General features: G+C 61.3%; 36 protein-coding genes. All 36 read right to left on the reverse strand.

Annotated features, from left to right (window positions below; translation table 11 throughout):
• Nucleotides 1-18 precede the first annotated feature (18 nt).
• Nucleotides 19-1,866 (reverse strand): protein-disulfide reductase DsbD, encoded by a 1,848-nt coding sequence (dsbD, locus tag WS61_RS06610; RefSeq protein ID WP_059499771.1) that lies wholly within the window; start codon nt 1,864-1,866, stop codon nt 19-21.
• Nucleotides 1,859-2,185 carry a divalent-cation tolerance protein CutA gene (cutA, locus tag WS61_RS06615; RefSeq protein WP_059499772.1) on the reverse strand — a complete coding sequence of 109 codons (327 nt, stop codon included), beginning with the start codon at nt 2,183-2,185 and terminating at the stop codon, nt 1,859-1,861. Before cutA ends, dsbD begins: the two co-directional genes overlap by 8 nt.
• 203 nt (nt 2,186-2,388) lie before the next feature.
• On the reverse strand, nt 2,389-2,784 hold the full coding sequence (gene rplQ / locus WS61_RS06620; RefSeq protein WP_006477175.1) for a 50S ribosomal protein L17: 396 nt from the start codon (nt 2,782-2,784) through the stop codon (nt 2,389-2,391).
• Nucleotides 2,785-2,933: 149 nt separating this feature from the next.
• Nucleotides 2,934-3,911 carry a DNA-directed RNA polymerase subunit alpha gene (locus WS61_RS06625; protein WP_006477176.1) on the reverse strand — a complete coding sequence of 326 codons (978 nt, stop codon included), beginning with the start codon at nt 3,909-3,911 and terminating at the stop codon, nt 2,934-2,936.
• 124 nt (nt 3,912-4,035) lie between these two features.
• Nucleotides 4,036-4,659 carry a 30S ribosomal protein S4 gene (gene rpsD / locus WS61_RS06630; RefSeq protein WP_006477177.1) on the reverse strand — a complete coding sequence of 208 codons (624 nt, stop codon included), beginning with the start codon at nt 4,657-4,659 and terminating at the stop codon, nt 4,036-4,038.
• A gap of 154 nt (nt 4,660-4,813) precedes the next feature.
• Nucleotides 4,814-5,215 carry a 30S ribosomal protein S11 gene (gene rpsK, locus WS61_RS06635; RefSeq protein WP_004197937.1) on the reverse strand — a complete coding sequence of 134 codons (402 nt, stop codon included), beginning with the start codon at nt 5,213-5,215 and terminating at the stop codon, nt 4,814-4,816.
• 28 nt (nt 5,216-5,243) lie between these two features.
• Nucleotides 5,244-5,609: a 30S ribosomal protein S13 gene (gene rpsM / locus WS61_RS06640; protein WP_006400641.1), complete on the reverse strand. Its 366-nt coding sequence runs from the start codon at nt 5,607-5,609 to the stop codon at nt 5,244-5,246.
• Nucleotides 5,610-5,647: 38 nt separating this feature from the next.
• A complete protein-coding gene (gene rpmJ, locus WS61_RS06645) occupies nt 5,648-5,764 on the reverse strand; it encodes a 50S ribosomal protein L36 (RefSeq protein WP_004199844.1) in 117 nt (38 codons plus the stop codon).
• A gap of 20 nt (nt 5,765-5,784) precedes the next feature.
• Complete coding sequence (gene infA / locus WS61_RS06650) at nt 5,785-6,003, reverse strand: translation initiation factor IF-1 (protein ID WP_004521905.1); 219 nt, start codon at nt 6,001-6,003, stop codon at nt 5,785-5,787.
• Nucleotides 6,004-6,011: 8 nt separating this feature from the next.
• The gene (gene secY, locus WS61_RS06655; protein WP_006482915.1) at nt 6,012-7,361 is read right to left on the reverse strand and encodes a preprotein translocase subunit SecY; all 1,350 of its coding nucleotides are present in this window, start codon (nt 7,359-7,361) and stop codon (nt 6,012-6,014) included.
• Between the two features lie 42 nt (nt 7,362-7,403).
• Nucleotides 7,404-7,838 carry a 50S ribosomal protein L15 gene (rplO, locus tag WS61_RS06660; protein ID WP_006482880.1) on the reverse strand — a complete coding sequence of 145 codons (435 nt, stop codon included), beginning with the start codon at nt 7,836-7,838 and terminating at the stop codon, nt 7,404-7,406.
• Nucleotides 7,839-7,864: 26 nt separating this feature from the next.
• Nucleotides 7,865-8,047: a 50S ribosomal protein L30 gene (gene rpmD / locus WS61_RS06665; RefSeq protein WP_006400644.1), complete on the reverse strand. Its 183-nt coding sequence runs from the start codon at nt 8,045-8,047 to the stop codon at nt 7,865-7,867.
• A 15-nt stretch (nt 8,048-8,062) separates the two neighbouring features.
• A complete protein-coding gene (gene rpsE / locus WS61_RS06670; protein ID WP_006752931.1) occupies nt 8,063-8,581 on the reverse strand; it encodes a 30S ribosomal protein S5 in 519 nt (172 codons plus the stop codon).
• Nucleotides 8,582-8,595: 14 nt separating this feature from the next.
• Entirely contained in the window at nt 8,596-8,961 is a 366-nt protein-coding gene (gene rplR / locus WS61_RS06675; RefSeq protein ID WP_006477183.1) for a 50S ribosomal protein L18, read from the reverse strand.
• A gap of 12 nt (nt 8,962-8,973) precedes the next feature.
• A complete protein-coding gene (rplF, locus tag WS61_RS06680) occupies nt 8,974-9,504 on the reverse strand; it encodes a 50S ribosomal protein L6 (protein WP_006477184.1) in 531 nt (176 codons plus the stop codon).
• 18 nt (nt 9,505-9,522) lie between these two features.
• Complete coding sequence (gene rpsH, locus WS61_RS06685; RefSeq protein WP_006477185.1) at nt 9,523-9,918, reverse strand: 30S ribosomal protein S8; 396 nt, start codon at nt 9,916-9,918, stop codon at nt 9,523-9,525.
• A gap of 14 nt (nt 9,919-9,932) precedes the next feature.
• Nucleotides 9,933-10,238 carry a 30S ribosomal protein S14 gene (rpsN, locus tag WS61_RS06690; RefSeq protein ID WP_006482884.1) on the reverse strand — a complete coding sequence of 102 codons (306 nt, stop codon included), beginning with the start codon at nt 10,236-10,238 and terminating at the stop codon, nt 9,933-9,935.
• A gap of 7 nt (nt 10,239-10,245) precedes the next feature.
• Nucleotides 10,246-10,785, reverse strand: a complete 540-nt coding sequence (rplE, locus tag WS61_RS06695) for a 50S ribosomal protein L5 (protein ID WP_006482882.1) — start codon at nt 10,783-10,785, stop codon at nt 10,246-10,248.
• A gap of 16 nt (nt 10,786-10,801) precedes the next feature.
• A complete protein-coding gene (gene rplX, locus WS61_RS06700) occupies nt 10,802-11,110 on the reverse strand; it encodes a 50S ribosomal protein L24 (protein WP_006477187.1) in 309 nt (102 codons plus the stop codon).
• Between the two features lie 9 nt (nt 11,111-11,119).
• Nucleotides 11,120-11,488, reverse strand: a complete 369-nt coding sequence (gene rplN, locus WS61_RS06705; protein ID WP_006482918.1) for a 50S ribosomal protein L14 — start codon at nt 11,486-11,488, stop codon at nt 11,120-11,122.
• A gap of 309 nt (nt 11,489-11,797) precedes the next feature.
• Nucleotides 11,798-12,070, reverse strand: a complete 273-nt coding sequence (gene rpsQ, locus WS61_RS06710; protein ID WP_006477189.1) for a 30S ribosomal protein S17 — start codon at nt 12,068-12,070, stop codon at nt 11,798-11,800.
• The gene (gene rpmC, locus WS61_RS06715) at nt 12,067-12,261 is read right to left on the reverse strand and encodes a 50S ribosomal protein L29 (protein ID WP_006400652.1); all 195 of its coding nucleotides are present in this window, start codon (nt 12,259-12,261) and stop codon (nt 12,067-12,069) included. Before rpmC ends, rpsQ begins: the two co-directional genes overlap by 4 nt.
• Nucleotides 12,262-12,270: 9 nt before the next feature.
• Nucleotides 12,271-12,687 carry a 50S ribosomal protein L16 gene (rplP, locus tag WS61_RS06720; protein WP_006482873.1) on the reverse strand — a complete coding sequence of 139 codons (417 nt, stop codon included), beginning with the start codon at nt 12,685-12,687 and terminating at the stop codon, nt 12,271-12,273.
• Between the two features lie 2 nt (nt 12,688-12,689).
• Nucleotides 12,690-13,490: a 30S ribosomal protein S3 gene (gene rpsC, locus WS61_RS06725; RefSeq protein ID WP_006482899.1), complete on the reverse strand. Its 801-nt coding sequence runs from the start codon at nt 13,488-13,490 to the stop codon at nt 12,690-12,692.
• 11 nt (nt 13,491-13,501) lie between these two features.
• Complete coding sequence (rplV, locus tag WS61_RS06730; protein WP_004199272.1) at nt 13,502-13,831, reverse strand: 50S ribosomal protein L22; 330 nt, start codon at nt 13,829-13,831, stop codon at nt 13,502-13,504.
• A 12-nt stretch (nt 13,832-13,843) separates the two neighbouring features.
• Complete coding sequence (rpsS, locus tag WS61_RS06735) at nt 13,844-14,119, reverse strand: 30S ribosomal protein S19 (RefSeq protein WP_004199273.1); 276 nt, start codon at nt 14,117-14,119, stop codon at nt 13,844-13,846.
• 10 nt (nt 14,120-14,129) lie between these two features.
• Entirely contained in the window at nt 14,130-14,957 is an 828-nt protein-coding gene (gene rplB, locus WS61_RS06740; protein WP_034209733.1) for a 50S ribosomal protein L2, read from the reverse strand.
• A gap of 2 nt (nt 14,958-14,959) precedes the next feature.
• Nucleotides 14,960-15,274, reverse strand: coding sequence for a 50S ribosomal protein L23 (gene rplW / locus WS61_RS06745; RefSeq protein ID WP_004199275.1), 315 nt, complete (start codon nt 15,272-15,274; stop codon nt 14,960-14,962).
• Nucleotides 15,271-15,891: a 50S ribosomal protein L4 gene (gene rplD, locus WS61_RS06750; RefSeq protein ID WP_040143046.1), complete on the reverse strand. Its 621-nt coding sequence runs from the start codon at nt 15,889-15,891 to the stop codon at nt 15,271-15,273. Before rplD ends, rplW begins: the two co-directional genes overlap by 4 nt.
• Entirely contained in the window at nt 15,891-16,541 is a 651-nt protein-coding gene (gene rplC, locus WS61_RS06755; RefSeq protein ID WP_006482922.1) for a 50S ribosomal protein L3, read from the reverse strand. Before rplC ends, rplD begins: the two co-directional genes overlap by 1 nt.
• A gap of 178 nt (nt 16,542-16,719) precedes the next feature.
• Nucleotides 16,720-17,031, reverse strand: a complete 312-nt coding sequence (rpsJ, locus tag WS61_RS06760) for a 30S ribosomal protein S10 (protein ID WP_004199280.1) — start codon at nt 17,029-17,031, stop codon at nt 16,720-16,722.
• A 283-nt stretch (nt 17,032-17,314) separates the two neighbouring features.
• Entirely contained in the window at nt 17,315-18,505 is a 1,191-nt protein-coding gene (gene tuf / locus WS61_RS06765) for an elongation factor Tu (RefSeq protein WP_034209732.1), read from the reverse strand.
• 42 nt (nt 18,506-18,547) lie between these two features.
• Nucleotides 18,548-20,650 (reverse strand): elongation factor G, encoded by a 2,103-nt coding sequence (gene fusA / locus WS61_RS06770; RefSeq protein ID WP_034209731.1) that lies wholly within the window; start codon nt 20,648-20,650, stop codon nt 18,548-18,550.
• Nucleotides 20,651-20,773: 123 nt separating this feature from the next.
• Nucleotides 20,774-21,244, reverse strand: a complete 471-nt coding sequence (gene rpsG / locus WS61_RS06775; protein WP_034209730.1) for a 30S ribosomal protein S7 — start codon at nt 21,242-21,244, stop codon at nt 20,774-20,776.
• A gap of 172 nt (nt 21,245-21,416) precedes the next feature.
• Nucleotides 21,417-21,797, reverse strand: coding sequence for a 30S ribosomal protein S12 (rpsL, locus tag WS61_RS06780; RefSeq protein ID WP_006400662.1), 381 nt, complete (start codon nt 21,795-21,797; stop codon nt 21,417-21,419).
• 227 nt (nt 21,798-22,024) lie between these two features.
• Nucleotides 22,025-23,872, reverse strand: coding sequence for a DNA helicase RecQ (gene recQ / locus WS61_RS06785; protein WP_059499773.1), 1,848 nt, complete (start codon nt 23,870-23,872; stop codon nt 22,025-22,027).
• Nucleotides 23,873-23,996 lie beyond the last annotated feature (124 nt).

Below are 23,996 nucleotides of genomic sequence, written 5' to 3' on the forward strand. Positions count from 1 at the left end.
CGCGTCGGCCGGCCGCCGTCATGCCGTCGGAACGGCCGCCCGATCGAGGCTGCGCAGGAACGTGTCGGCCGCCTGATAGCCGACCACGCGGCCGATCTCGTTGCCGTGGCGATCGAAGAAGATGATGCCCGGCGGCCCGAACAGGTTGAAGCGCTTGAGCAGCGCCTGATCGTCCGGATTGTTCGCGGTGACGTCCGCGCGCACGAGGTGAAGCTGCGCGAGCCGCGCCTGCACGCGCGCGTCGGTGAACGTCAGATGCTCCATCTCCTTGCAGCTAACACACCAGTCGGCGTAGAAGTCGAGCATCACGGGCCGGCCCGACGTCTTCAGCAGCGCGTCGAGTTCGCCGCTGGAGCGCACCGGGGCGAACGCCGGGCCGTCCTGCGCGGCAGCCGCGCCAGCCGCCGCCGCACTGCCGGACGCCACCGTACGCGCCGCGAGCACGGCTAGCGGCTTGACGGGATCGGTCGAGCCCGCGGCCAGGCCGACGAGCAACGTCGCTGCCCAGATCGCGAGCGCGGCGCCCACGCCGCGGCCCAGGCGGCGCCAGACCGACGCAGCACCGGCATTCGGCGTGAACAGGCCGAGCGCCGCGGCCGCGATCAGCAGCCACAACGCCGCGAGCACCATCTTCAGCCCGGCCGCCAGCACCGGCCACACGATCCACAGCGCGGCCGCGAGCAGCACGATGCCGAAGAACACCTTGACGCCGTCCATCCACGCACCTGCGCGCGGCAGCACCGTCCCGGCCCCGACGCCGACGACCAGCAGCGGCACGCCGAGCCCCAGCCCCATCGCGAACAGCGCCGCGCCGCCGAGCCACGCATTGCCGGTGTGCGCGATGAAAGCGAGCACGGCGAACAGCGGCGCCGTCATGCACGCGCCGACGACCAGCGCCGACAACGCGCCCATTACTGCAACCGCGACGAAGTGGCCGCCCTGGCGCGCGCTCGATGCCTCGGCCGCGCCGTTCTGCCAGCGCGCCGGCAGCGCGATGTCCTTGCCCGAGATCAGCGACACCGCGAACGCGGTCAGCAGCACGCCGAACGCGCCGAGTACCCACGGGTTCTGCAGCCATGCGCCGAGGCTCTGGCCGACCAGCGCGGCCGCGATGCCGAGTACCGTGTAGACCAGCGCCATGCCGACCACGTAGGTCAGCGACAGCGCAAAGCCGCGTGCATGCGTCGCACGCGTGCCCTGGCCGATGATGATCGCGGACACGATCGGAATCATCGGGTACGAACACGGCAAGAGGCTCAGCACGACACCCGCGACGAAATAGAGTGCGACGATCGTGAAGAAGCCGTGGCCTTCGAGCAGCGACTGCGCGAAATCCGCACTCGTGACCTTGTCGAACCAGTTGCCCGCGACAGCCGTATCGCCGGACGACGATGCGGCGCCGAGCGCGGCGCCATCGACCTTCATCACGTGCTCGGCCGGCGGATAACAGATCCCTTCGTCCGCACATCCTTGCGACGTCACCGCGAGCTCGAACGGCCCGGCTGCCTGCTTCACCGGCACGTGAACGACGACTTCGTCGCGATAGGTCTCGACGTTCTTCTGGAACGTCTGGTCGAATTTCACGTGGCCGGCCGGGAATTGCGGTTCGCCGAGCGTCGCCTGACCGCTCTTCACCGCGAACGCGAACCGCTCGCGGTACATGTAATAGCCGTTGGCGATCTTGAAACGCACGTCCACTTGTCCCGGCGCTTCGCTCGCGCTGAACTTGAACGCAACCGCCGGATCGAGGAAATCGTCGGCCGCGCGCGCGACGGACAGGCCGCCCAGCACGAGCACGAACGACAACAGGACCGCAACAAACCGCAGCGCACGCACGCGCACCGAAAGCGCCATACCGTTAAACATGAAATAGACGTTGAGTTTCGCCGGTCACCCACTGGCCATACGCGGCCGATGCCGTCGCCTGCCACGAGACGATTTCGGGTGTCTCGTAAGGATGATGCGCGAGGATAAATCGCTCCAGTTCGAGCGCCCGCACGGGGCTCGTCTTGAACAGCAACTGGATCTCGTCGGCCGTTTCGACCTTGCCCTGCCAGTGATAGCGCGACTTGATCGCACCGAGCTCCGACACGCACGCGGCAAGGCGCGCGTCGAGCGCGCCGTCGGCGAGCACCGCAGCCGTCGCCGCATCGGGTACCGTCGTCAGCATCAACACCACTATCATCCGCGCCCTCCTCACTGGTCTGCCGGCTCCTGCCGGCGCCGGCTACCCGCTCGGCGACCGCACCGGTTGCCCCGTATCGTAGCGCAGCCCGCGCGCCGCTGCCGGCACCGGCCTGCGACAATCGATCGCAGCCGGCATCTCATAAACAAAAAGGGCCAAGCAAAACGCTCGGCCCCTTTCTGATCCTGCTGCGTACCGGAAGCTTACTCGGCTTCTTGCACGTTTTCCGTTTCGTCGACTTCCGGACGGTCGAGCAGTTCGACCAGTGCCATCGGTGCGTTGTCGCCCACGCGGAAGCCGAACTTCAGCACGCGCAGGTAGCCGCCCGGACGGTTCGCGAAACGCGGACCGAGCACGTCGAACAGCTTCGCGACCGAGTCACGATCGCGCAGGCGGTTGAACGCCAGGCGACGGTTTGCCAGCGACGGCTTCTTGCCGAGCGTGATCAGCGGCTCGACGACTTTACGGAGTTCCTTCGCCTTCGGCAGCGTCGTCTTGATGACTTCGTGCTCGATCAGCGAGTTGGACATGTTACGGAGCATAGCCAGACGGTGGCTGCTCGTGCGGTTCAGTTTCCGCAGACCATGACGATGGCGCATTTCAGTTTCCTTGATTCAAAGTTTTGGTCCAGCTCTTCTATCGCACCTCGGAGGGCGCACGGGCCGGTAACGAAAAAAAGCAAGATGCGGATTTTAAAGGAAAATCCGCATCTTTGCCAACTACGGCTATAGCCAGGCTACGACCGGGCTTACTTGTCGAGACCAGCCGGCGGCCAGTTCTCGAGCTTCATGCCCAGCGTGAGACCGCGCGAAGCGAGCACTTCCTTGATCTCGTTGAGCGACTTGCGACCGAGGTTCGGCGTCTTCAGCAGCTCGTTTTCCGTGCGCTGGATCAGGTCGCCGATGTAGTAGATGTTCTCGGCCTTCAGGCAGTTCGCCGAACGAACCGTCAGCTCGAGATCGTCCACCGGACGCAGCAGGATCGGATCGATCTGCGGTGCACGCGACGGCGCTTCGGCTGCCGTTTCCGTGCCTTCCAGCGCCGCGAACACGGACAACTGGTCGACCAGGATGCGGGCCGACTGGCGGATCGCTTCTTCCGGCGTGATCACGCCGCTCGTCTCGATGTTCATCACGAGCTTGTCGAGGTCGGTACGCTGCTCGACACGCGCGCTTTCGACAGCGTAGCTCACGCGGCGAACCGGCGAGAACGATGCGTCGAGGACGATGCGGCCGATGATCTTGGCCGTGTCTTCGCCGTAGCGACGGACGTTGCCGGGCACGTAGCCGCGACCCTTTTCGATCTTGATCTGAACGTCGAGCTTGCCGCCCTTCGACAGGTGCGCAATCACGTGATTCGGGTTGATGACTTCGCAATCGTGAGCCAGCTCGATATCGCCGGCCGTCACGACGCCTTCACCTTCCTTGCGCAGCGTAACCGTCACTTCGTCACGGTTATGCAGCTTGAACACCACGCCCTTCAGGTTCAGCAGCAGGTTGACGACGTCTTCCTGCACGCCATCCAGCGTCGAGTACTCGTGCACCACGCCTGCGATCGTGACTTCGGTCGGCGCGTAGCCCACCATCGACGACAGCAGCACGCGGCGAAGCGCATTGCCCAAGGTGTGGCCGTAACCGCGTTCGAACGGTTCCATGACCACCCTCGCGTGGTTCTCGCCCAGCGATTCCACGGCGATGATCTTGGGTTTCAGCAAACTGGTTTGCATGGGCTTTCCTTTTCAATACCCTCGGCTCGTTACACCGATAAGGCTGACCGGTAACAACCAGAAAATAAACAGCCGAGGCCCGTCCTTGCGCAACGCAATCGGGGTACCTCGGCCGTCAATCGGATTAACGCGAATACAATTCGACGATCAGGCTTTCGTTGATGTCGCCTGCGATTTCAGCGCGTTCCGGCATCTGCTTGAACGTGCCTTCGAACTTCTTCGCATCGACTGCAACCCAGCTCGGCATGCCGCCTTGCTCGGCCAGCGACAGCGCTTCGACGATACGCGCCTGCTTCTTCGCCTTTTCGCGAATCGCGACGACGTCACCTGCCTTCACTTGCTGCGACGGGACGTTTGCAACGACGCCGTTCACGGTGATCGACTTGTGGCTCACCAGCTGACGCGCTTCAGCGCGGGTCGAGCCGAAGCCCATGCGATACACGACGTTGTCGAGGCGCGACTCGAGCAGTTGCAGCAGGTTTTCACCCGTGTTGCCCTTGCGGCGATCGGCTTCAGCGAAGTAGCGACGGAACTGACGTTCCAGCACGCCGTAGATACGCTTGACCTTCTGCTTCTCGCGCAGCTGCGTACCGTAGTCGGACGTACGTGCGCCCGAGGTACGGCCGTGCTGACCCGGCTTGCTGTCGAGCTTGCACTTGTCGGCGAGCGAGCGGCGTGCGCTCTTCAGGAACAGGTCGGTGCCTTCACGGCGGGAAAGCTTGGCTTTGGGGCCGATATAACGTGCCACTTTGCATTCCTTTATCAATCAGTCACGCGGATCGAAATCCGCGCTAGTCCGCTCCCTTTGGGGCGAACGGTGGGCTTAGTCAATCAAAAAAGCAACGCCCGTCGACGCTGAGCGGCGACAGGCAATGCGCTAGCACGAACGTGCCAGCACATCCTTAGATACGACGACGCTTCGGCGGGCGGCAGCCGTTGTGCGGAATCGGGGTGACGTCCGAAATCGCGGTGATCTTGATGCCGAGGCCGTGCAGTGCGCGCACTGCCGACTCGCGACCCGGGCCCGGGCCCTTGATCCGCACTTCCAGATTCTTCACGCCGTATTCCATCGCGACGCGGCCAGCCGACTCGGCTGCGACCTGAGCAGCGAACGGCGTCGATTTGCGCGAGCCCTTGAAGCCCTGACCGCCCGACGTCGCCCATGCCAGAGCGTTGCCTTGGCGATCGGTGATCGTGATGATCGTGTTGTTGAACGACGCGTGAACGTGAACCACGCCTTCAGCGACGTTCTTCTTAACCTTCTTGCGAACGCGTTGCGCCGCGGTGTTCGAAGCCTTAGCCATTACGTTTTCCTGTAACTGTCAGTTCCGCTTACTTCTTCAGCGCTTGCGCTGCACGACGCGGACCCTTGCGGGTACGTGCGTTCGTACGCGTACGCTGACCGCGCATCGGCAGGCCCTTGCGATGACGGACGCCACGGTAGCAACCGAGGTCCATCAGGCGCTTGATGTTCATCGTCACTTCACGGCGCAGATCGCCTTCGACGACAAACTTGCCTACTTCTTCACGCAGCTTTTCCAGGTCTGCGTCGGTCAGATCCTTGACCTTCTTCGAAAAATCGACGCCAGCTGCCACGCAGATGCTGCGCGAACGGGTGCGGCCGATACCGAAGATAGCCGTCAGGCCGATCTCGGTATGCTGGTGATTCGGGATGTTAACCCCTGCGATACGAGCCATTGTTTTTCCTCAAACAAAAAGCGCAAACAAACGCGCGGTCAGCCTTGGCGCTGCTTGTGGCGCGGATCCGAGCTGCAGATCACGCGAACGACGCCTTTGCGCTTGATGATCTTGCAATTGCGGCAAATGCGCTTAACCGATGCCATCACTTTCATGATAATACCCTTTTTTCAAATCACTTCGCCCGGAACACGATCCGCGCACGAGACAGATCGTAAGGCGTCAATTCAACCGTCACCTTGTCGCCCGGCAGGATGCGGATGTAGTGCATCCGCATCTTCCCGGAAATATGCCCCAACACGACATGGCCGTTTTCCAGCTTCACGCGGAAGGTCGCATTCGGGAGGTTTTCAATTACCTCACCCTGCATCTGGATTACATCGTCTTTGGCCATAGTCCTTTTCAACGCATCGGGATGTTGCCGCCCTTGAAGTTAGCCTTCTTGAGCAGCGACTCATACTGTTGCGACATAACGTACGACTGCACCTGCGCCATAAAGTCCATCGTGACGACGACAATGATCAGCAGCGACGTTCCACCAAAATAAAACGGCACGTTCCAGCGCAGCACCAGGAATTCCGGCAGCAGACACACGAAGACGATGTAGATCGCACCGGCCAGCGTCAGACGCGTGAGGATGCGGTCGATATATCGTGCGGTCTGATCGCCCGGACGGATGCCCGGAACAAACGCGCCGCTCTTCTTCAGGTTGTCCGCGGTCTCCCTGCTGTTGAACACCAGTGCGGTGTAGAAGAAGCAGAAAAACACGATTGCCAGCGTGTACAGCAGCACGTAGACCGGCTGGCCCGGCTTCAGCGCTTCCGCAACGTTATGCAACGTATTGGAAATCCAGCTTCCTGTCGGCTGACCGGTACTGAACCAGCCGAGAATCGTTGCCGGGAACAGAATGATCGACGATGCAAAGATCGGCGGAATCACGCCCGACATGTTCAGCTTCAGCGGCAGATGCGACGACTGCCCACCGTAGATCTTGTTGCCGACCTGACGCTTCGCGTAGTTCACGAGGATCTTGCGCTGACCGCGTTCGATGAACACGACCAGGTAAGTCACCGCGGCGATCAGAACGACGATGATGATCGCCGAAATGATGCTCATCGAACCCGTACGCACCAGTTCGAACAACCCACCCACGGCATTCGGGAACCCTGCTGCGATCCCGCCGAAGATGATGATCGAGATACCGTTGCCCAGACCACGCTCGGTAATCTGCTCGCCGAGCCACATCAGGAACATCGTGCCCGTAACCAGCGTCACGACCGTCGTCAGACGGAACAGCATGCCGGGATCGGTGACGAGGCCCGGCTGGTTTTCCAGCGCAGCCGCGATACCGAATGCCTGGAAGGTCGCGAGCACCACGGTGAAATACCGCGTGTACTGCGTGATCTTCCGTTGCCCTGCCTGCCCTTCCTTCTTCAGCGCCTCGAGCTGCGGCGAAACGATCGCCAGCAACTGCATGATGATCGACGCCGAGATGTACGGCATGATCCCCAGCGCAAAGATCGTGAAGCGGGAAAGCGCGCCACCCGAGAACATGTTGAACATGCCCAGGATGCCGCCCGCCTGGCTCTGGAACAGCTTAGCCAGTTGATCCGGATCGATGCCCGGCACGGGAATGTGCGCGCCGATGCGATAGACGATCAGCGCCAGGAGCAGGAACATCGCTCGCCGGCGCAGATCGCCGAATTTCGCCGTGCTTCGACCGGGTTTTGCAAGACTCGGGCTGTTAGCCAAGTACCTTCTCCGATGAATGCAAGTGACGACGCGCTACGCGTGTCACTCGGCGAACGAACCGCCAGCCGCTTCGATCGCAGCGCGCGCACCCTTGGTGGCACCGAGACCCTTCACGACGATCTTGCGCTTCAGTTCGCCCGTCGCGATGATCTTTGCGCTCTTCGTCAGCTCGCCGACCAGGCCGGCTTGCTTCAGTGCGAGCAGATCGATCTCGTCGACCGGCAGCTTCTCGAGGTCGCCCAGGCGCACTTCACCGACGAATTCCTTCGTCAGCGACGTGAAGCCGCGCTTCGGCAGACGACGTTGCAGCGGCATCTGACCGCCTTCGAAACCGACTTTGTGGAAGCCGCCCGAACGCGATTTCTGACCCTTGTGACCACGGCCAGCCGTCTTGCCGAGGCCCGAACCGATGCCACGACCGACGCGACGCTTGGCGTGCTTGGCGCCAGCGGCCGGCTTCAGGTTATTCAATTCCATATCAACTCCTTGATCCGTAGGGCCGCTTACGCGATGACCTTAACGAGGTACGAGACCTTGTTGATCATGCCGCGGACCGCCGGCGTGTCCTGCAGCTCGCTAACCGAGTTGAGTCGGCGCAGGCCCAGGCCACGCACGGTTGCGCGGTGCGATTCGCGGGTCCCGATCAGGCTCTTGACGAGCTGAACCTTGACAGTTTTTTCAGACATGGTGACCACCCGGGCTTAGCCCAAAATATCTTCGACGGACTTGCCGCGCTTCGCCGCGATGTCTGCCGGGGTCGACTGCTTGCGCAGACCGTCCAGCGTGGCGCGAACGAGGTTGTACGGGTTCGTCGAACCGTGGCTCTTCGCCACGACGTTCTGAACGCCCATCACGTCGAACACTGCGCGCATCGGGCCGCCGGCGATCACGCCCGTACCTGCCTTCGCCGGAGCGAGGAGGACAGCGGATGCGCCATGCTTGCCGTGCACTTCGTGCTGCAGCGTGCCGTTCTTGAGCGGCACCTTGAACATGTTGCGGCGAGCTTGTTCCATTGCCTTCTGGACAGCGACCGGCACTTCCTTCGCCTTGCCCTTGCCCATACCGATGCGGCCATCGCCGTCGCCAACCACGGTCAGTGCGGCGAAGCCGAGAATACGGCCACCCTTCACGACCTTGGTCACGCGATTGACCGAAATCATCTTTTCGCGAAGGCCGTCGTCGCGCTCGTCAGCCTGAACTTTCGCTTGCATCTTTGCCATGACGAATTCCTTCCTTAGAACTTGAGCCCAGCTTCGCGAGCTGCCTCAGCCAGCGCCTTGACGCGGCCGTGGTAGCGGAAGCCCGAGCGGTCGAAGGCGACGGATTCGATGCCGGCAGCCTTTGCCTTCTCGGCAATACGCTTGCCGATCAGCGTCGCAGCATTGACGTTGCCGCCCTTGCCCGACTTGTCGGCCAGTTCTGCGCGCACTTCTGCTTCGAGCGTCGACGCGCTGGCGAGCACCTTGGTGCCGCACGGCGAGAACACTTGAGCGTAGATGTGCGTGTTCGTGCGATGCACGGCGAGACGCGCGACCTGCAGCTCAGCGATCTTGATACGCGTCTGGCGAGCGCGGCGCAGGCGAGATTGAGTCTTATCCATGATTGCGCACCCTTACTTCTTCTTCGTTTCTTTGAGGATCACAACCTCGTCGGCATAACGCACGCCCTTGCCCTTGTAGGGCTCCGGCGGACGGTAACCGCGGACTTCCGCAGCCACTTGACCGACTTGTTGCTTGTTGATCCCCTTGATCACGATTTCGGTTTGCGTCGGGGTTTCAGCCTTGACGCCTTCCGGCATCTGGTGCACCACCGGGTGCGAGAAACCCAGCGACAGGTTCAGCTTGTCGCCTTGCGCTTGCGCACGGTAACCGACGCCAACCAGCGTCAGCTTGCGCTCGAAACCCTTGGTCACGCCGTGCACGGCATTCGCGATGATCGCGCGCATCGTGCCCGACAGTGCATTTGCTTCGCGGCTTTCGTCGACCGGCGACAGATTCAGCGTGCCGTCGTTGTTCGCCACGTTCACGAGCGGATTGATCGCTTGCGTGATGGTGCCCAGCGGGCCCTTGACGGTGATTGCACCGTCGGCCAGCTTGACTTCCGCGCCTTGCAGCGCGATCGGGCTTTTACCTACTCGAGACATGTTTCTCTCTCCTCGGCTTTAAGCGACGTAGCAGATGACTTCGCCGCCGACGCCGGTAGCGCGCGCCTTGCGGTCGGTCATCACGCCCTTCGGCGTCGACACGATTGCCACACCGAGGCCATTCATGACCTGCGGAATGTCGTTACGGCCGCGATACACGCGCAGACCAGGCTTCGACACGCGCTCGAGGCGTTCGATGACCGGGCGACCTGCGTAGTACTTCAGCGCGATATTCAGTTCGGACTTCGCACCTTCCGCCTTCACGGCGAAATCGTCGATATAACCTTCGTCCTTCAGGACTTGCGCGATTGCAACCTTGACCTTCGACGAGGGCATCGCGACCGATACCTTCTCGACCATCTGCGCGTTGCGGATGCGAGTCAGCATATCGGCGATAGGATCACTCATGCTCATTTACGTTTCTCCTATTACCAGCTCGCCTTGGTCAGGCCAGGAATCTCGCCACGGAATGCGATTTCACGAATCTTGTTACGCGCGAGGCCGAATTTACGGAACGTGCCACGCGGACGGCCCGTGATCGCGCAGCGGTTACGCTGGCGGGTCGGGTTTGCGTTGCGGGGCAGTTGCTGCAGCTCCAGGCGTGCTTCGTAGCGCTCTTCTTCCGACTTGCTTTGGTCTTCGACGATCGCCTTCAGCGCTTCGCGCTTTGCTGCGAACTTCGCGACCAGGCGGGCGCGCTTCTTTTCACGTTCGATCAGTGCCAGTTTAGCCACGGTAACCTCAGTTTCTGAACGGGAACTTGAAGCTGGCGAGCAGAGCCTTTGCTTCGTCGTCGGTCTTCGCAGTCGTCGTGATGCTGATGTTCAGCCCACGCAGTGCGTCGATCTTGTCGTAATCGATTTCGGGGAAAATGATCTGCTCTTTCACACCGATGTTGTAGTTGCCACGGCCATCGAAAGCACGACCCGACACGCCGCGGAAGTCACGCACGCGGGGCAGGGCAACCGTCACGAAACGGTCGAGGAATTCGTACATCGCGCGGCCACGCAGCGTCACCATCGCGCCGATGGGGTAACCCTGGCGGATCTTGAAGCCTGCGATTGCCTTGCGGGCCTTCGTGACGACCGGCTTCTGGCCGGCGATCTTCGTGAGGTCGCCAACGGCGTTCTCGATGATCTTCTTGTCAGCGATCGCTTCGCCAAGACCCATGTTCAGCGTGATCTTGGTGATGCGCGGCACTTCCATGACCGACTTGTAACCGAACTTCTCGATCAGGCCGGGCACAACCTTTTCTTTGTAAAACTCTTGAAAACGAGCCATTTTTTACTCCGCTGCGTCAGGCGCTCAGTACGGCACCGGTCGTCTTCAGGAAGCGAACCTTCTTGCCTTCCTCGACCTTGATGCCAACACGCGACGCCTTGCCATTCGCGTCGACCAGTGCGACGTTCGAAATATGCAGGGGCATCGTCTTCGCTTCCACGCCGCCCGTCGTACCCTTCATCGGGTTCGGCTTCACATGCTTCTTGACGAGGTTGATACCTTCAACCGTCACATGTTCAGCACCGACAGCCAGCACGACGCCGCGCTTGCCCTTGTCCTTGCCAGTGACGACGATGACTTCGTCACCTTTGCGAATCTTGTTCATCGCGACTCCTTACAGCACTTCCGGCGCCAGCGAAACGATCTTCATGAATCGTTCGCTACGCAGCTCACGCGTCACCGGCCCGAAGATACGGGTGCCGATCGGCTCGAGCTTGTTATTCAAAAGCACAGCGGCGTTGCCGTCGAACTTGATCAGCGAGCCGTCTTGACGGCGCACGCCCTTGGCGGTGCGGACCACCACGGCGTTGTAAATTTCGCCTTTCTTCACGCGCCCGCGCGGCGTTGCCTCTTTGACGCTCACCTTGATGATGTCGCCAATGCCGGCATAACGACGCTTCGAGCCGCCGAGCACCTTGATGCACAGGACTTCACGTGCACCCGTGTTGTCGGCTACTTCGAGCCGAGATTCGGTCTGGATCATGGTTTGTCTTTCCCAACTTAATCCGGATGCACCACCATGATGCATTCGGTCAGTCTTGGTCCCGTCAGCCAATCGGCTGCTTGGGTTGGAACAGCAGCGACGGCAAACGAAACCCGCCATCGCAATTCGGTGAATCTTTCGGACAGGCAGGCGCCAGTCCGCTTCCCCCACCAACTTCGCCCGCGACGGGGCTCCCATAAAGAGGGAAGACCGGGATTATAACAAATAATCCCGGTCACGCAAGCAAAAACTTTGCGATTTCAAGCACTTCGTGGAGAAGTGCCCGTTACTGCCTACTGCTCTGCCCGCTTAGATGACGCGAGCGGCTTCGACGAGGCGCGACACCGTCCAGGCCTTCGTCTTCGAAACAGGACGCGTTTCCTGGATTTCGACGAGATCGCCTTCGTTGTAGGTGTTCGCTTCATCGTGCGCGTGGTACTTCTTCGAACGCACGACATACTTGCCGTAGATCGGATGCTTGACGCGGTGCTCGATCAGCACGGTGACGGTCTTGTCCATCTTGTTGCTGACGACCCGACCGACCAGCGTCCGCTTCAGCGAGGTTTTCACGCTATCGTTCATTTCTGGTTCGCCTTCTGAGTCATGACGGTCCGCACACGTGCGATGTCGCGACGAACCTTCTTCAGCTGGCTCGTGTTCGTGAGCTGCTGGGTCGCGAGTTGCATGCGCAGGCCGAATTGCGCCTTCAGCAGGTCCGCCAGCTCCTTGTTGAGCGCGGCCTGGTCTTTCTGGAGAAGTTCGGAAGCCTTCATGTTTTCTCCTTAGGCGCCGAGCTGGCGCACGATGAATGCCGTCTTGAGCGGCAGCTTGGCTGCAGCCAGACGGAACGCTTCGCGTGCCAGTTCTTCGGTTACGCCGTCCATTTCATAGAGCATCTTGCCCGGCTGAATCTCGGCGACGTAGTACTCCGGGTTACCCTTACCGTTACCCATACGCACTTCGGCCGGCTTCTGCGAAATCGGCTTGTCCGGGAAGATCCGGATCCAGATGCGGCCGCCACGCTTGATGTGACGCGTCATTGCACGACGCGCCGCTTCAATTTGACGTGCGGTCAAACGACCGCGACCGATCGCCTTCAGGCCGAATTCACCGAACGACACTGCGTTGCCGCGCGTCGCCTTGCCGGTGTTACGACCCTTCTGCTCTTTACGATACTTTCTGCGTTTCGGTTGCAGCATCGTTATTCTCCAGTCTTGCCGTCTTCGGGCTTGCCGGCGCCACGGCGCGGTGCGCCACGACGAGCACCCGGAGCGCCGCCTTCGCCGTCACGGCGCGGACGACGGTCGCCCGGACGCGCATTGCGACGCGGACGCTTGTCTTCGGCTACTTCTTCCACCACCGGTGCATCGTTGCGGCCGAGCGTATCGCCCTTGTAGACCCACACCTTGACGCCGATGATCCCGTAAGTCGTCTTCGCTTCCGAAGTCGCGTAGTCGATATCAGCACGCAGCGTGTGAAGCGGCACGCGACCTTCGCGATACCACTCCGTACGAGCGATTTCGATACCGTTCAGACGGCCTGCGCTCATGATCTTGATGCCTTGGGCACCCAGACGCATCGCGTTCTGCATCGCACGCTTCATCGCGCGACGGAACATGATCCGGCGCTCGAGCTGTTGCGTGATCGAGTCAGCGATCAGCTGAGCATCGGTTTCCGGCTTGCGGATTTCCTCGATGTTGACGTGAACCGGCACGCCCATGCGGCGTTGCAGTTCCGTCTTCAGCTGTTCGATGTCCTCGCCCTTCTTGCCGATGACCACGCCCGGACGCGAGCTGTAAATCGTGATGCGCGCGTTCTTCGCCGGACGCTCGATGACCACCCGACCGACCGAAGCGTTCTTCAGCTTCTTCTTCAGGTATTCACGAACACCGATGTCTTCCTGCAGCATCGCCGCGAAATTGTTGTTGTTCGCGTACCAACGCGAAGCCCAATTGCGGCTGACAGCCAGGCGGAAGCCAGTCGGATGAATTTTCTGTCCCATCGTATGGCTCCTTAATTCCCGACCGTCACAGTGATGTGACAGGATTGCTTCTCGATGCGGTTACCGCGGCCCTTGGCGCGCGCGGTGAAACGCTTGAGCGATGCAGCCTTGTCGACGTAGATGCTCTTGATCTTGAGCTCGTCGATATCAGCGCCTTCGTTGTGCTCCGCATTCGCGATTGCCGACAGCACAACCTTCTTCACGATGCCAGCCGCCTTCTTCGGCGAGAACGTCAGAACGTTCAGCGCCTTGTCGACCGGCAAACCGCGGATCTGGTCAGCCACAAGGCGCGTTTTCTGCGCCGAGATGCGGGCACCGCGATGAATTGCTTTCACTTCCATCTTGATTGCCCCTTATTTCTTGGCCTTCTTGTCGGCTGCGTGACCCTTGAACGTACGGGTCAGTGCGAACTCGCCAAGCTTGTGGCCGACCATGTTTTCCGAGATGTACACCGGAACGTGTTGACGGCCGTTGTGAACAGCGATCGTCAGGCCGATGAAATCCGGCAGAATCGTCGAGCGACGCGACCAGGTCTTGATCGGCTTTTTGTCGCGCGAAGCTGCAGCCGCCTCAACTTTCTTCAGCAAATGGGCGTCGCAGAACGGACCTTTTTTAACAGAACGTGCCATTGCCTACTCCTTAACGCTTGTGACGGCGCTGGACGATCATCGTCGTCGTGCGCTTGTTGCTGCGGGTGCGGTAACCCTTAGCCGGCGTACCCCACGGGCTCACCGGGTCGCGACCTGCAGCCGTCTTGCCCTCACCACCACCGTGCGGGTGATCGACCGGGTTCATCGCAACGCCACGCACCGTCGGGCGGATACCGCGCCAGCGGTTCGCGCCAGCCTTGCCGATCTGGCGCAGGCTATGCTCTTCGTTGCCGACTTCACCGATCGTTGCACGGCACTCGATGTGCACGCGGCGGATTTCGCCCGAACGCAGACGAACCTGCGCGTAGACGCCTTCACGCGCCAACAGCATGGCCGACGTGCCAGCCGAACGCGCCATTTGCGCGCCCTTGCCCGGCAGCATCTCGATGCAGTGGATCGTCGTACCGACCGGAATGTTGCGGATCGGCAGCGTGTTGCCTGCACGGATCGGCGCTTCCGAACCCGACATCAGCTGTTGGCCGACGGTCAGGCCCTTCGGGGCGATGATGTAGCGACGCTCGCCGTCTGCGTAGAGCACCAGCGCGATGTTCGCGCTGCGGTTCGGGTCGTACTCGAGACGCTCGACCTTTGCCGGGATGCCATCCTTCGTGCGACGGAAATCGACGATACGATAGTGCTGCTTGTGACCACCACCCTTGTGACGCGTGGTGATACGGCCGTTGTTGTTACGGCCGGCGGTCGAGCTCTGCGAGTCGAGCAGTGCCGCGTACGGCTTGCCCTGGTGCAGATTCTTGTTGACCACCTTGACCATCGCGCGGCGACCCGGCGAAGTCGGTTTAACTTTCACGATTGCCATGATTACTTGGCCTCCGCTTCAAAGTTGATTTCCTGGCCGGGCTTCAGGCAAACGTACGCCTTCTTCACGTCCTTGCGGCGGCCCATCGAACGGCCGAAGCGCTTTTGCTTGCCCTTCTGAACCAGCACGTTGACCGAATCAACTTCAACCTTGAACAGCAGCTCGACAGCCGCCTTCACTTCCTGCTTCGTGGCATCCGGTGCGACTTCGAACACGACTTGCTCGTTCTTGTCGGCAACCAGCGTCGCCTTTTCGGAAATCACCGGTGCGAGCAGGACCTGCATCAAACGATGATCGTTCTTGCGAATCTCGCTCATGACAGCAACTCCTCGATCTGGGCGACCGCAGCCTTCGTGACCAGCACTTTCTTGAAGTAGATCAGCGACAGCGGGTCAGCGTAGCGCGGCTCGACAATTGCCACGTGCGGCAGGTTGCGCGATGCCAGGTACAGGTTTTCGTCAACCGTGTCGGTGATGATCAGCACGGAGTCGAGACCCATGGTCTTGAATTTGTCGGCCAGCAGCTTGGTCTTCGGCGCTTCGAGGACGATGTCCTCGACGACCGACAGACGGCCTTCGCGGGCCAGCTGCGAGAAGATCGAGCAGAGGCCTGCGCGATGCATCTTCTTGTTGACCTTGTGCGAGAAGTTTTCTTCCGGCGAATTCGGGAAGATACGACCACCGCCACGCCACAGCGGGCTCGACGACATACCGGCACGAGCGCGGCCCGTACCCTTCTGACGCCACGGCTTCTTGGTCGTGTGCTTGACTTGCTCGCGGTCCTTCTGTGCGCGGTTACCCTGGCGAGCATTCGCCTGGTAAGCGACGACGACCTGGTGGATCAGCGCTTCGTTGTAGTCACGACCGAACACGACGTCCGATGCGTTGACCACTGCACCTTCCTGACCATTTTCGTTCAGGAGCTTGAGTTCCATTATTTCGCCCCCTTGGTCTTGACGGCCGGCGTCACGAAGACCTTGCCGCCCTTCGCGCCCGGAATCGCACCCTTCACAAGCAGCAGCTTGCGCTCTGCGTCGATACGGGCGATTTCGAGGTTCTGCACCGTCACCGTCACGTCACCCATGTGACCCGTCATGCGCTTACCCGGGAAAACACGACCCGGATCCTGCGCCATACCGATCGAGCCCGGCACGTTGTGCGAGCGCGAGTTACCGTGCGTGGCACGGCCGGAGGAGAAGTTGTAACGCTTGATCGTACCGGCGTAGCCCTTACCGATCGACACGCCTTGCACGTCGACCTTCTGGCCCACTTCGAAAAGATCTGCACCGACCACGGCGCCATTCGACAGCTCGGCTGCCTTGGCCGCGTCAATGCGGAATTCCTTGAGGATTTCACCGGCTTCGACACCGGCTTTGGCGAGATGACCTGCCAGCGGCTTCGTCACGCGCGATGCGCGGCGGGAGCCGAATGCAACCTGCACGGCCGTGTAGCCGTCGGTTTCAACAGTCTTGATCTGCGTCACGCGGTTGTCCGACACGTCCAGCACGGTGACGGGAATCGAATCCCCTTCAGCCGTGAAGATACGGGTCATGCCAACCTTGCGACCTACGAGTCCAAGGCTCATCATTTTCTCCATTCCCGACTGCGATTGGTCGGGGCTGATTTACAAAATGCCGGGCACGCAAGGCCCAACTTTTTTACGCGAATACGCGAAAAGCCAAGCAGTATAGCCCGACTTCTCGATTTCCGCAAGCAATACAAAGACTTAGCGCCACCCGGCTCGCCGGCCGGCGCCGGAAGCCTTACTGCAGCTTGATTTCCACGTCGACGCCAGCCGGCAGGTCGAGCTTCATCAGCGCGTCAACGGTCTTGTCCGTCGGGTCGACGATGTCCATCAGGCGCTGGTGGGTGCGGATTTCGAGCTGATCGCGCGACGTCTTGTTGACGTGCGGCGAACGCAGGATGTCAAAACGCTGAATGCGCGTCGGCAGCGGCACCGGGCCACGGACGATTGCGCCAGTCCGCTTCGCGGTATCGACGATTTCGGCAGCCGATTGATCGATCAGACGATAGTCGAATGCCTTCAGGCGAATGCGGATTTTCTGTTGCTGCATGACGATTCCTTGAAAAGAGCGAGGCGATGTTGCATCGCCGGACACTAAAAGAACGTGAAACATGACGCCGGCGGGGAGCGAAGCATCAGGTTCCGGGCGGTACTTCCACTGCTAAGCCCGCGATTCTACACGAAAATTCGCGGCGGTGGGCGTTTGTCAATAGAGCGGTTCGCACGCCACAAAGAAAAACCGGGTGCCAGATCGAACTGGACACCCGGTTTCTACGGTACGAGTTGCTTACCGTGGAATCGCGGACCCCGCAGGGATCCGCGGATCGTCGATATTACTCGATGATCTTGGCGACGACGCCGGCGCCGACCGTACGGCCGCCTTCGCGGATTGCGAAGCGCAGACCTTCTTCCATCGCGATCGGAGCGATCAGCTTCACCGTGATCGACACGTTGTCGCCCGGCATCACCATTTCCTTGTCCTTCGGCAGCTCGATCGAGCCCGTCACGTCCGTCGTACGGAAGTAGAACTGCGGACGGTAGTTGTTGAAGAACGGCGTGTGACGGCCGCCTTCGTCCTTGCTCAGCACGTACACTTCAGCCGTGAAGTGCGTGTGCGGCGTGATCGAACCCGGCTTCGCCAGAACCTGGCCACGCTCCACGTCTTCACGCTTCGTGCCGCGCAGCAGGATACCGACGTTGTCGCCTGCCTGACCCTGGTCCAGCAGCTTGCGGAACATTTCAACGCCCGTGCAGGTCGTCTTCACCGTCGGCTTGATACCGACGATTTCGATTTCTTCGCCGACCTTGATGATGCCGCGCTCGACACGACCCGTCACCACCGTACCGCGGCCCGAGATCGAGAACACGTCTTCCACCGGCATCAGGAACGCGCCGTCAACCGCACGCTCCGGCGTCGGGATGTACGTGTCCAGTGCGTCTGCCAGGTTCATGATCGCCACTTCGCCCAGCTCGCCCGTGTCGCCTTCCAGCGCCAGCTTCGCCGAACCCTTCACGATCGGCGTGTCGTCGCCCGGGAAGTCGTACTTCGACAGGAGTTCGCGAACTTCCATCTCGACCAGCTCGAGCAGTTCAGCGTCGTCCACCATGTCGCACTTGTTCAGGAACACGATGATGTACGGAACGCCAACCTGACGTGCCAGCAGGATGTGCTCGCGCGTTTGCGGCATCGGGCCGTCTGCTGCCGAGCAAACCAGGATCGCGCCGTCCATCTGCGCCGCACCCGTGATCATGTTCTTCACATAGTCAGCGTGGCCCGGGCAGTCGACGTGTGCGTAGTGGCGGTTAGCCGTTTCGTACTCGACGTGCGCCGTGTTGATCGTGATGCCGCGCGCCTTTTCTTCCGGTGCCGCGTCGATCTGGTCGTACGCCTTCGCTTCGCCGCCGAACTTCTTCGTCAGAACCGTCGTGATCGCTGCCGTCAGCGTCGTCTTGCCGTGGTCAACGTGACCAATCGTACCAACGTTCACGTGCGGCTTGGTCCGCTCAAACTTTTCTTTTGCCATGATTCTCTTCTTTCAAAAAATAATCGATTGGTAGCTAAAGATTTACTTCGACTTTGCGCTGATGATCGCTTCGGCAACGTTGCGCGGAGCTTCAGCGTAGTGCTTGAACTCCATCGTGTACGTTGCACGACCTTGCGTCAGCGAGCGCAGCGACGTCGAGTAGCCGAACATTTCCGACAGCGGCACTTCGGCGCGCACGATCTTGCCGCCGCCAACCATGTCTTCCATGCCCTGGACGATACCGCGACGGCCCGACAGGTCGCCCATCACGTTGCCCATGTAGTCTTCCGGCGTCTCGACTTCGACAGCCATCATCGGCTCGAGGACGACCGGGTTCGCCTTGCGCATCGCTTCCTTGAACGCCATCGAACCGGCCATGCGGAACGCGTTTTCGTTCGAGTCAACGTCGTGGTACGAACCGAACGTCAGGTGAACCTTCACGTCGACGACCGGGAAGCCTGCCAGCACGCCCGACTTCAGCGTGTCCTGGATACCCTTGTCGACCGCCGGGATGTATTCACGCGGAATCACACCACCCTTGATCTCGTCGAAGAACTCGTAGCCCTTGCCTTGTTCGTTCGGCTCGAGCGTGATGACCGCGTGACCGTACTGGCCGCGACCACCCGACTGCTTGACGAACTTGCCGTCGACGTCCTTCGCCGTCGAACGGATCGTTTCGCGGTATGCAACCTGCGGCTTGCCGACGGTCGCTTCCACGCCGAATTCACGCTTCATCCGGTCGACCAGAATTTCGAGGTGGAGCTCGCCCATGCCCGAAATGATGGTCTGGCCCGACTCTTCGTCGGTCTGCACGCGGAACGACGGGTCTTCCTGAGCCAGACGGTTCAGTGCGAGGCCCATCTTTTCCTGGTCGGCCTTGGTCTTCGGCTCGACCGCCTGCGAAATCACCGGCTCCGGGAACACCATGCGTTCGAGAACGATCGGGTTCGCCGGGTCGCACAGCGTGTCGCCCGTGGTGGCTTCCTTCAGGCCGACCGCTGCAGCGATGTCGCCTGCGCGGACTTCCTTGATTTCTTCACGCTGGTTCGCGTGCATCTGCAGAATACGGCCGAGGCGTTCCTTCTTGCCCTTGGTCGAGTTCAGCAGCGTGTCGCCCGAGTTGACGACGCCCGAGTACACACGGAAGAAGATCAGCTGGCCGACGAACGGGTCGGTCATGATCTTGAACGCGAGCGACGAGAACTTCTCTTCGTCCGATGCCTTGCGCTCTGCTTCTTCGCCGTTTTCGAGCTCGCCCTTGACCGGCGGAATGTCGACCGGCGACGGCAGGAAGTCGATCACGGCGTCGAGCATACGCTGCACGCCCTTGTTCTTGAACGCGGTACCGCACAGCATCGGCTGGATTTCGCACGCGATCGTACGGTCACGCAGCGCCTTGACGATGTCGGCTTCCGGCAGATCGCCTTCTTCCAGGTACTTGTTCATCAGGTCTTCGCTGGCTTCGGCAGCCGCTTCGACCATCTTTTCGCGCCATTCCTTGCAGGTCTCTGCGAGTTCGGCCGGGATGTCGACGTAGTCGAACTTCGTGCCTTGCGACGCTTCGTCCCAAATGATCGCCTTCATCTTGATCAGGTCGACCACGCCCTTGAAGTTTTCTTCCGAGCCGATCGGCACCACGACCGGAACCGGGTTCGCCTTCAGGCGCAGACGGAGCTGGTCGTAGACCTTGAAGAAGTTCGCGCCGGTACGGTCCATCTTGTTGACGAACGCGAGACGCGGCACCTTGTACTTGTTCGCCTGGCGCCACACCGTTTCCGACTGCGGCTGCACGCCGCCCACTGCGCAGTACACCATGCACGCGCCGTCGAGCACGCGCATCGAACGCTCCACTTCGATCGTGAAGTCGACGTGGCCCGGGGTGTCGATGATGTTGATGCGGTGTTCCGGATAGTTGCCGCCCATGCCCTTCCAGAAGGCCGTGGTAGCAGCGGACGTGATCGTGATGCCACGTTCCTGTTCCTGCTCCATCCAGTCCATCGTGGCTGCGCCGTCGTGGACTTCACCGATCTTGTGGTTCACACCGGTGTAAAACAGAATGCGCTCGGTCGTCGTCGTCTTGCCGGCGTCGATGTGAGCGCTAATACCGATATTGCGGTAGCGCTCGATAGGAGTCTTGCGAGCCACTTTGATCCTCTACTGGGATGACGTGATGCAGCCCTGCTGCATCACGCCTCAACACAAACGGGCGAGGCGCCTGAAAAGCGCACCCGCCCGGAATTTATTTCCGCAAACAGCCCAGACAGGCGCTTAGAAACGGAAATGCGAGAACGCGCGGTTGGCTTCTGCCATGCGGTGAACTTCATCGCGCTTCTTCATCGCGCCGCCACGGCCTTCGGCCGCTTCGGTGAGTTCGCCTGCCAGACGCAGAGCCATCGACTTCTCGCTGCGCTTCTTCGCAGCCTCACGCAGCCAGCGCATCGCCAATGCCATACGACGCGACGGGCGCACTTCGACCGGAACTTGATAGTTGGCACCACCAACGCGGCGGCTCTTCACTTCGACCACCGGCTTCACGTTGTTGAGCGCAACCGTGAACACTTCCAGCGGGTCCTTGCCACCCTTGGTCTGGATTTGTTCGAATGCGCCATAAACGATGCGCTCTGCGACCGACTTCTTGCCGGACAGCATCAGCATGTTCATGAACTTGGCAACATCAACGTTACCGAACTTCGGATCCGGCAACACTTCCCGCTTGGGGACTTCGCGACGACGCGGCATGATTCTTCCTTTACTTGTTCAGTTGGAGCTGTAACCAGCTCCGCGGCCACCAACAAACCCGATCACATCTTCACGACTAACCAGCTTGGCCGGGTGACCACTTACTCGACAGCACCGGCAATCCGGCACTCCCGCCTTGACCGCCCTGCGGCGATCCCTGATCAAAAACTGCTTACTTGGCAGCCTTTGCACGCTTCGCGCCGTACTTCGAGCGCGCTTGCTTACGGTCCTTGACGCCCTGGGTATCCAGCGAGCCGCGAACCATGTGGTAACGCACACCCGGCAAGTCCTTCACACGGCCGCCGCGGATCAGCACAACCGAGTGCTCCTGCAGGTTGTGGCCTTCACCGCCGATGTACGAAATCACTTCGAAGCCGTTCGTCAGACGAACCTTGGCGACCTTACGGAGTGCCGAGTTCGGCTTCTTCGGCGTCGTCGTGTACACACGGGTGCACACGCCGCGACGCTGGGGGCAGTCCTGCAGGGCCGGGCTCTTGCTCTTCGTCGTTTCCGACTGACGGCCTTTGCGAACCAGTTGGTTGATGGTTGGCATTGTTTATTCCTGAAATTGAACAAAATCTGCACATCGATTTCGGGCAAAGCGAAAATCGACGCACAGTTGACTTCCGAACCGGCGAGACGGACACGAACCTTCGAACGCGACTCGGCCCACCGAATACCGGAACCCAACATGATATTCCGGAAATACCAACTAAGTCAACGGCTTGCGTGATGTGCCGACCGACCGCGCGGTTTACAGAAGGGGGCGGAACACCTGTGTCAGGCCGATTCGACGACGTCGATGATCTCGTCGCCGAAGCGTTCGAGCTTGCGCACGCCCATGCCGGGGATGTGACGCAGGTCGTCGATCGTCTCCGGCGCGTTGCGCGCGATTTCGGCGAGCGTCGCGTCGTGGAAAATCACATAGGCCGGCACGCCGTCGGTCTTCGCGGTTTCCGCCCGCCATGCGCGCAGCGCATCCCACCGTGCGCGCTCGCGGGCGCCCATGCCAGCCGTCGGATCGACGCGCGTGGCGCTGCGGCTCGACGACTGGCGGGTGCGCTGCGGCTTCACATAGCGGCGCAGCGTGACCTTTTCCTCGTTCTTCAGCACGGGCTTCGCGGCCTCGGTCAGCATCAGCGCGCCGAAGCCGCCATGGTCGACGGCCAGGTAGCCGTACGCGACCAGCTGCCGGAAAATCGCGCGCCACTCGGGCTCGGACAGCGCTGCGCCGATTCCGAACGTGCTGAGCTGATCGTGGCCGCGCTGCAACACCTTCTCGGTGCGCCCGCCACGCAGGATTTCGATCAGGTGACTGGAACCGAAATTGAAGCCGCTCGCGCGCTGCGCGCGGAACACGCACGACAGCGCCATCTGCGCCTCGCGCGTCGCGTCCCACGACGCGGGCGGCTCGAGGCACGTGTCGCAGTTGCCGCACGGCTGGCTCGCCTCGCCGAAGTAGCTCAGCAGCCGCACGCGGCGACACGAGATCGTCTCGCACAAGCCGAGCAGCGCATCGAGCTTCGACGTCTGCACACGCTTGTGCGCGTCGTCCGCATCGGACTCGTCGATCATCTTGCGCTGCTGGACGACGTCGCCGAGGCCATACGCCATCCACGCGTTCGCCGGCAGCCCGTCGCGGCCCGCGCGGCCGGTTTCCTGGTAGTAGCCTTCGACGCTCTTCGGCAAGTCGAGATGCGCGACGAAACGCACGTCGGGCTTGTCGATGCCCATGCCGAACGCGATCGTCGCGCACATCACGATGCCTTCCTCGCGCTGGAACATTTCCTGGTGCTTCTGCCGCACCTCGAACTCCATTCCCGCGTGGTACGGCAGCGCGCGCACGCCCTGCGCCTTCAGCCATTCGGCCGTTTCCTCGACCTTGCGGCGCGATAGGCAATAGACGACACCCGCGTCCGTCGTGCCGTCGGCATTCGTGTGCTCGGCGCGAATGAAATCGAGCAGCTGCGCGCGTGCGTTGTCCTTTTCGACGATCCGGTAGCGGATGTTCGGCCGGTCGAAGCTCGACACGAACACGCGTGCATCGTCGAGCGCGAGACGATGGATGATCTCGTCGCGCGTGATCGCATCGGCCGTGGCGGTGAGCGCGATGCGCGGCACCGACGGGAAGCGCTCGTGCAGCACCGACAGCTGGATGTATTCCGGGCGGAAATCGTGCCCCCATTGCGACACGCAGTGCGCTTCGTCGATCGCGAACAGGCCGATCTTCGCGCGCTCGAGCAGCTCGAGGAAGCGCCCCGTCATCAACCGCTCCGGCGCGACGTACAGCAGGTCGATTTCGCCCTCGCGCAGCGCGCGCTCGGTGGCCGCTGCCTCGGCGCCCGACAACGTCGAATTCAGATAGGCCGCGCGCACGCCGACTTCGCTCAACGCGGCGACCTGGTCCTGCATCAGCGCGATCAGCGGCGACACGACGATGCCGGCGCCCTGCCCGGCTTCGCGGCGCAGCAGCGCGGGAATCTGGTAGCACAGCGACTTGCCGCCGCCGGTCGGCATCAGCACGAGACAATCGCCGCCGCCGGCGACGTGCTCGACGATCTCGCCCTGCTGGCCGCGAAAGGCGGAATAACCAAAGACTTCGTCGAGTATTTCGAGGGCGCGGGACATGAATGAGAGCAGGGACGGCTAAGCGATGACCGCAATTTTAACAACCCGCTCGCGCGACGCGGGGCGAATCGCGCGATGTTGGCCGTTCGGTCAGGGTTCGTTCGCGTGCATCACGGGCCTGCCG

It is taken from the genome of Burkholderia sp. ABCPW 11, assembly GCF_001523445.1.
Classification (GTDB): domain Bacteria; phylum Pseudomonadota; class Gammaproteobacteria; order Burkholderiales; family Burkholderiaceae; genus Burkholderia.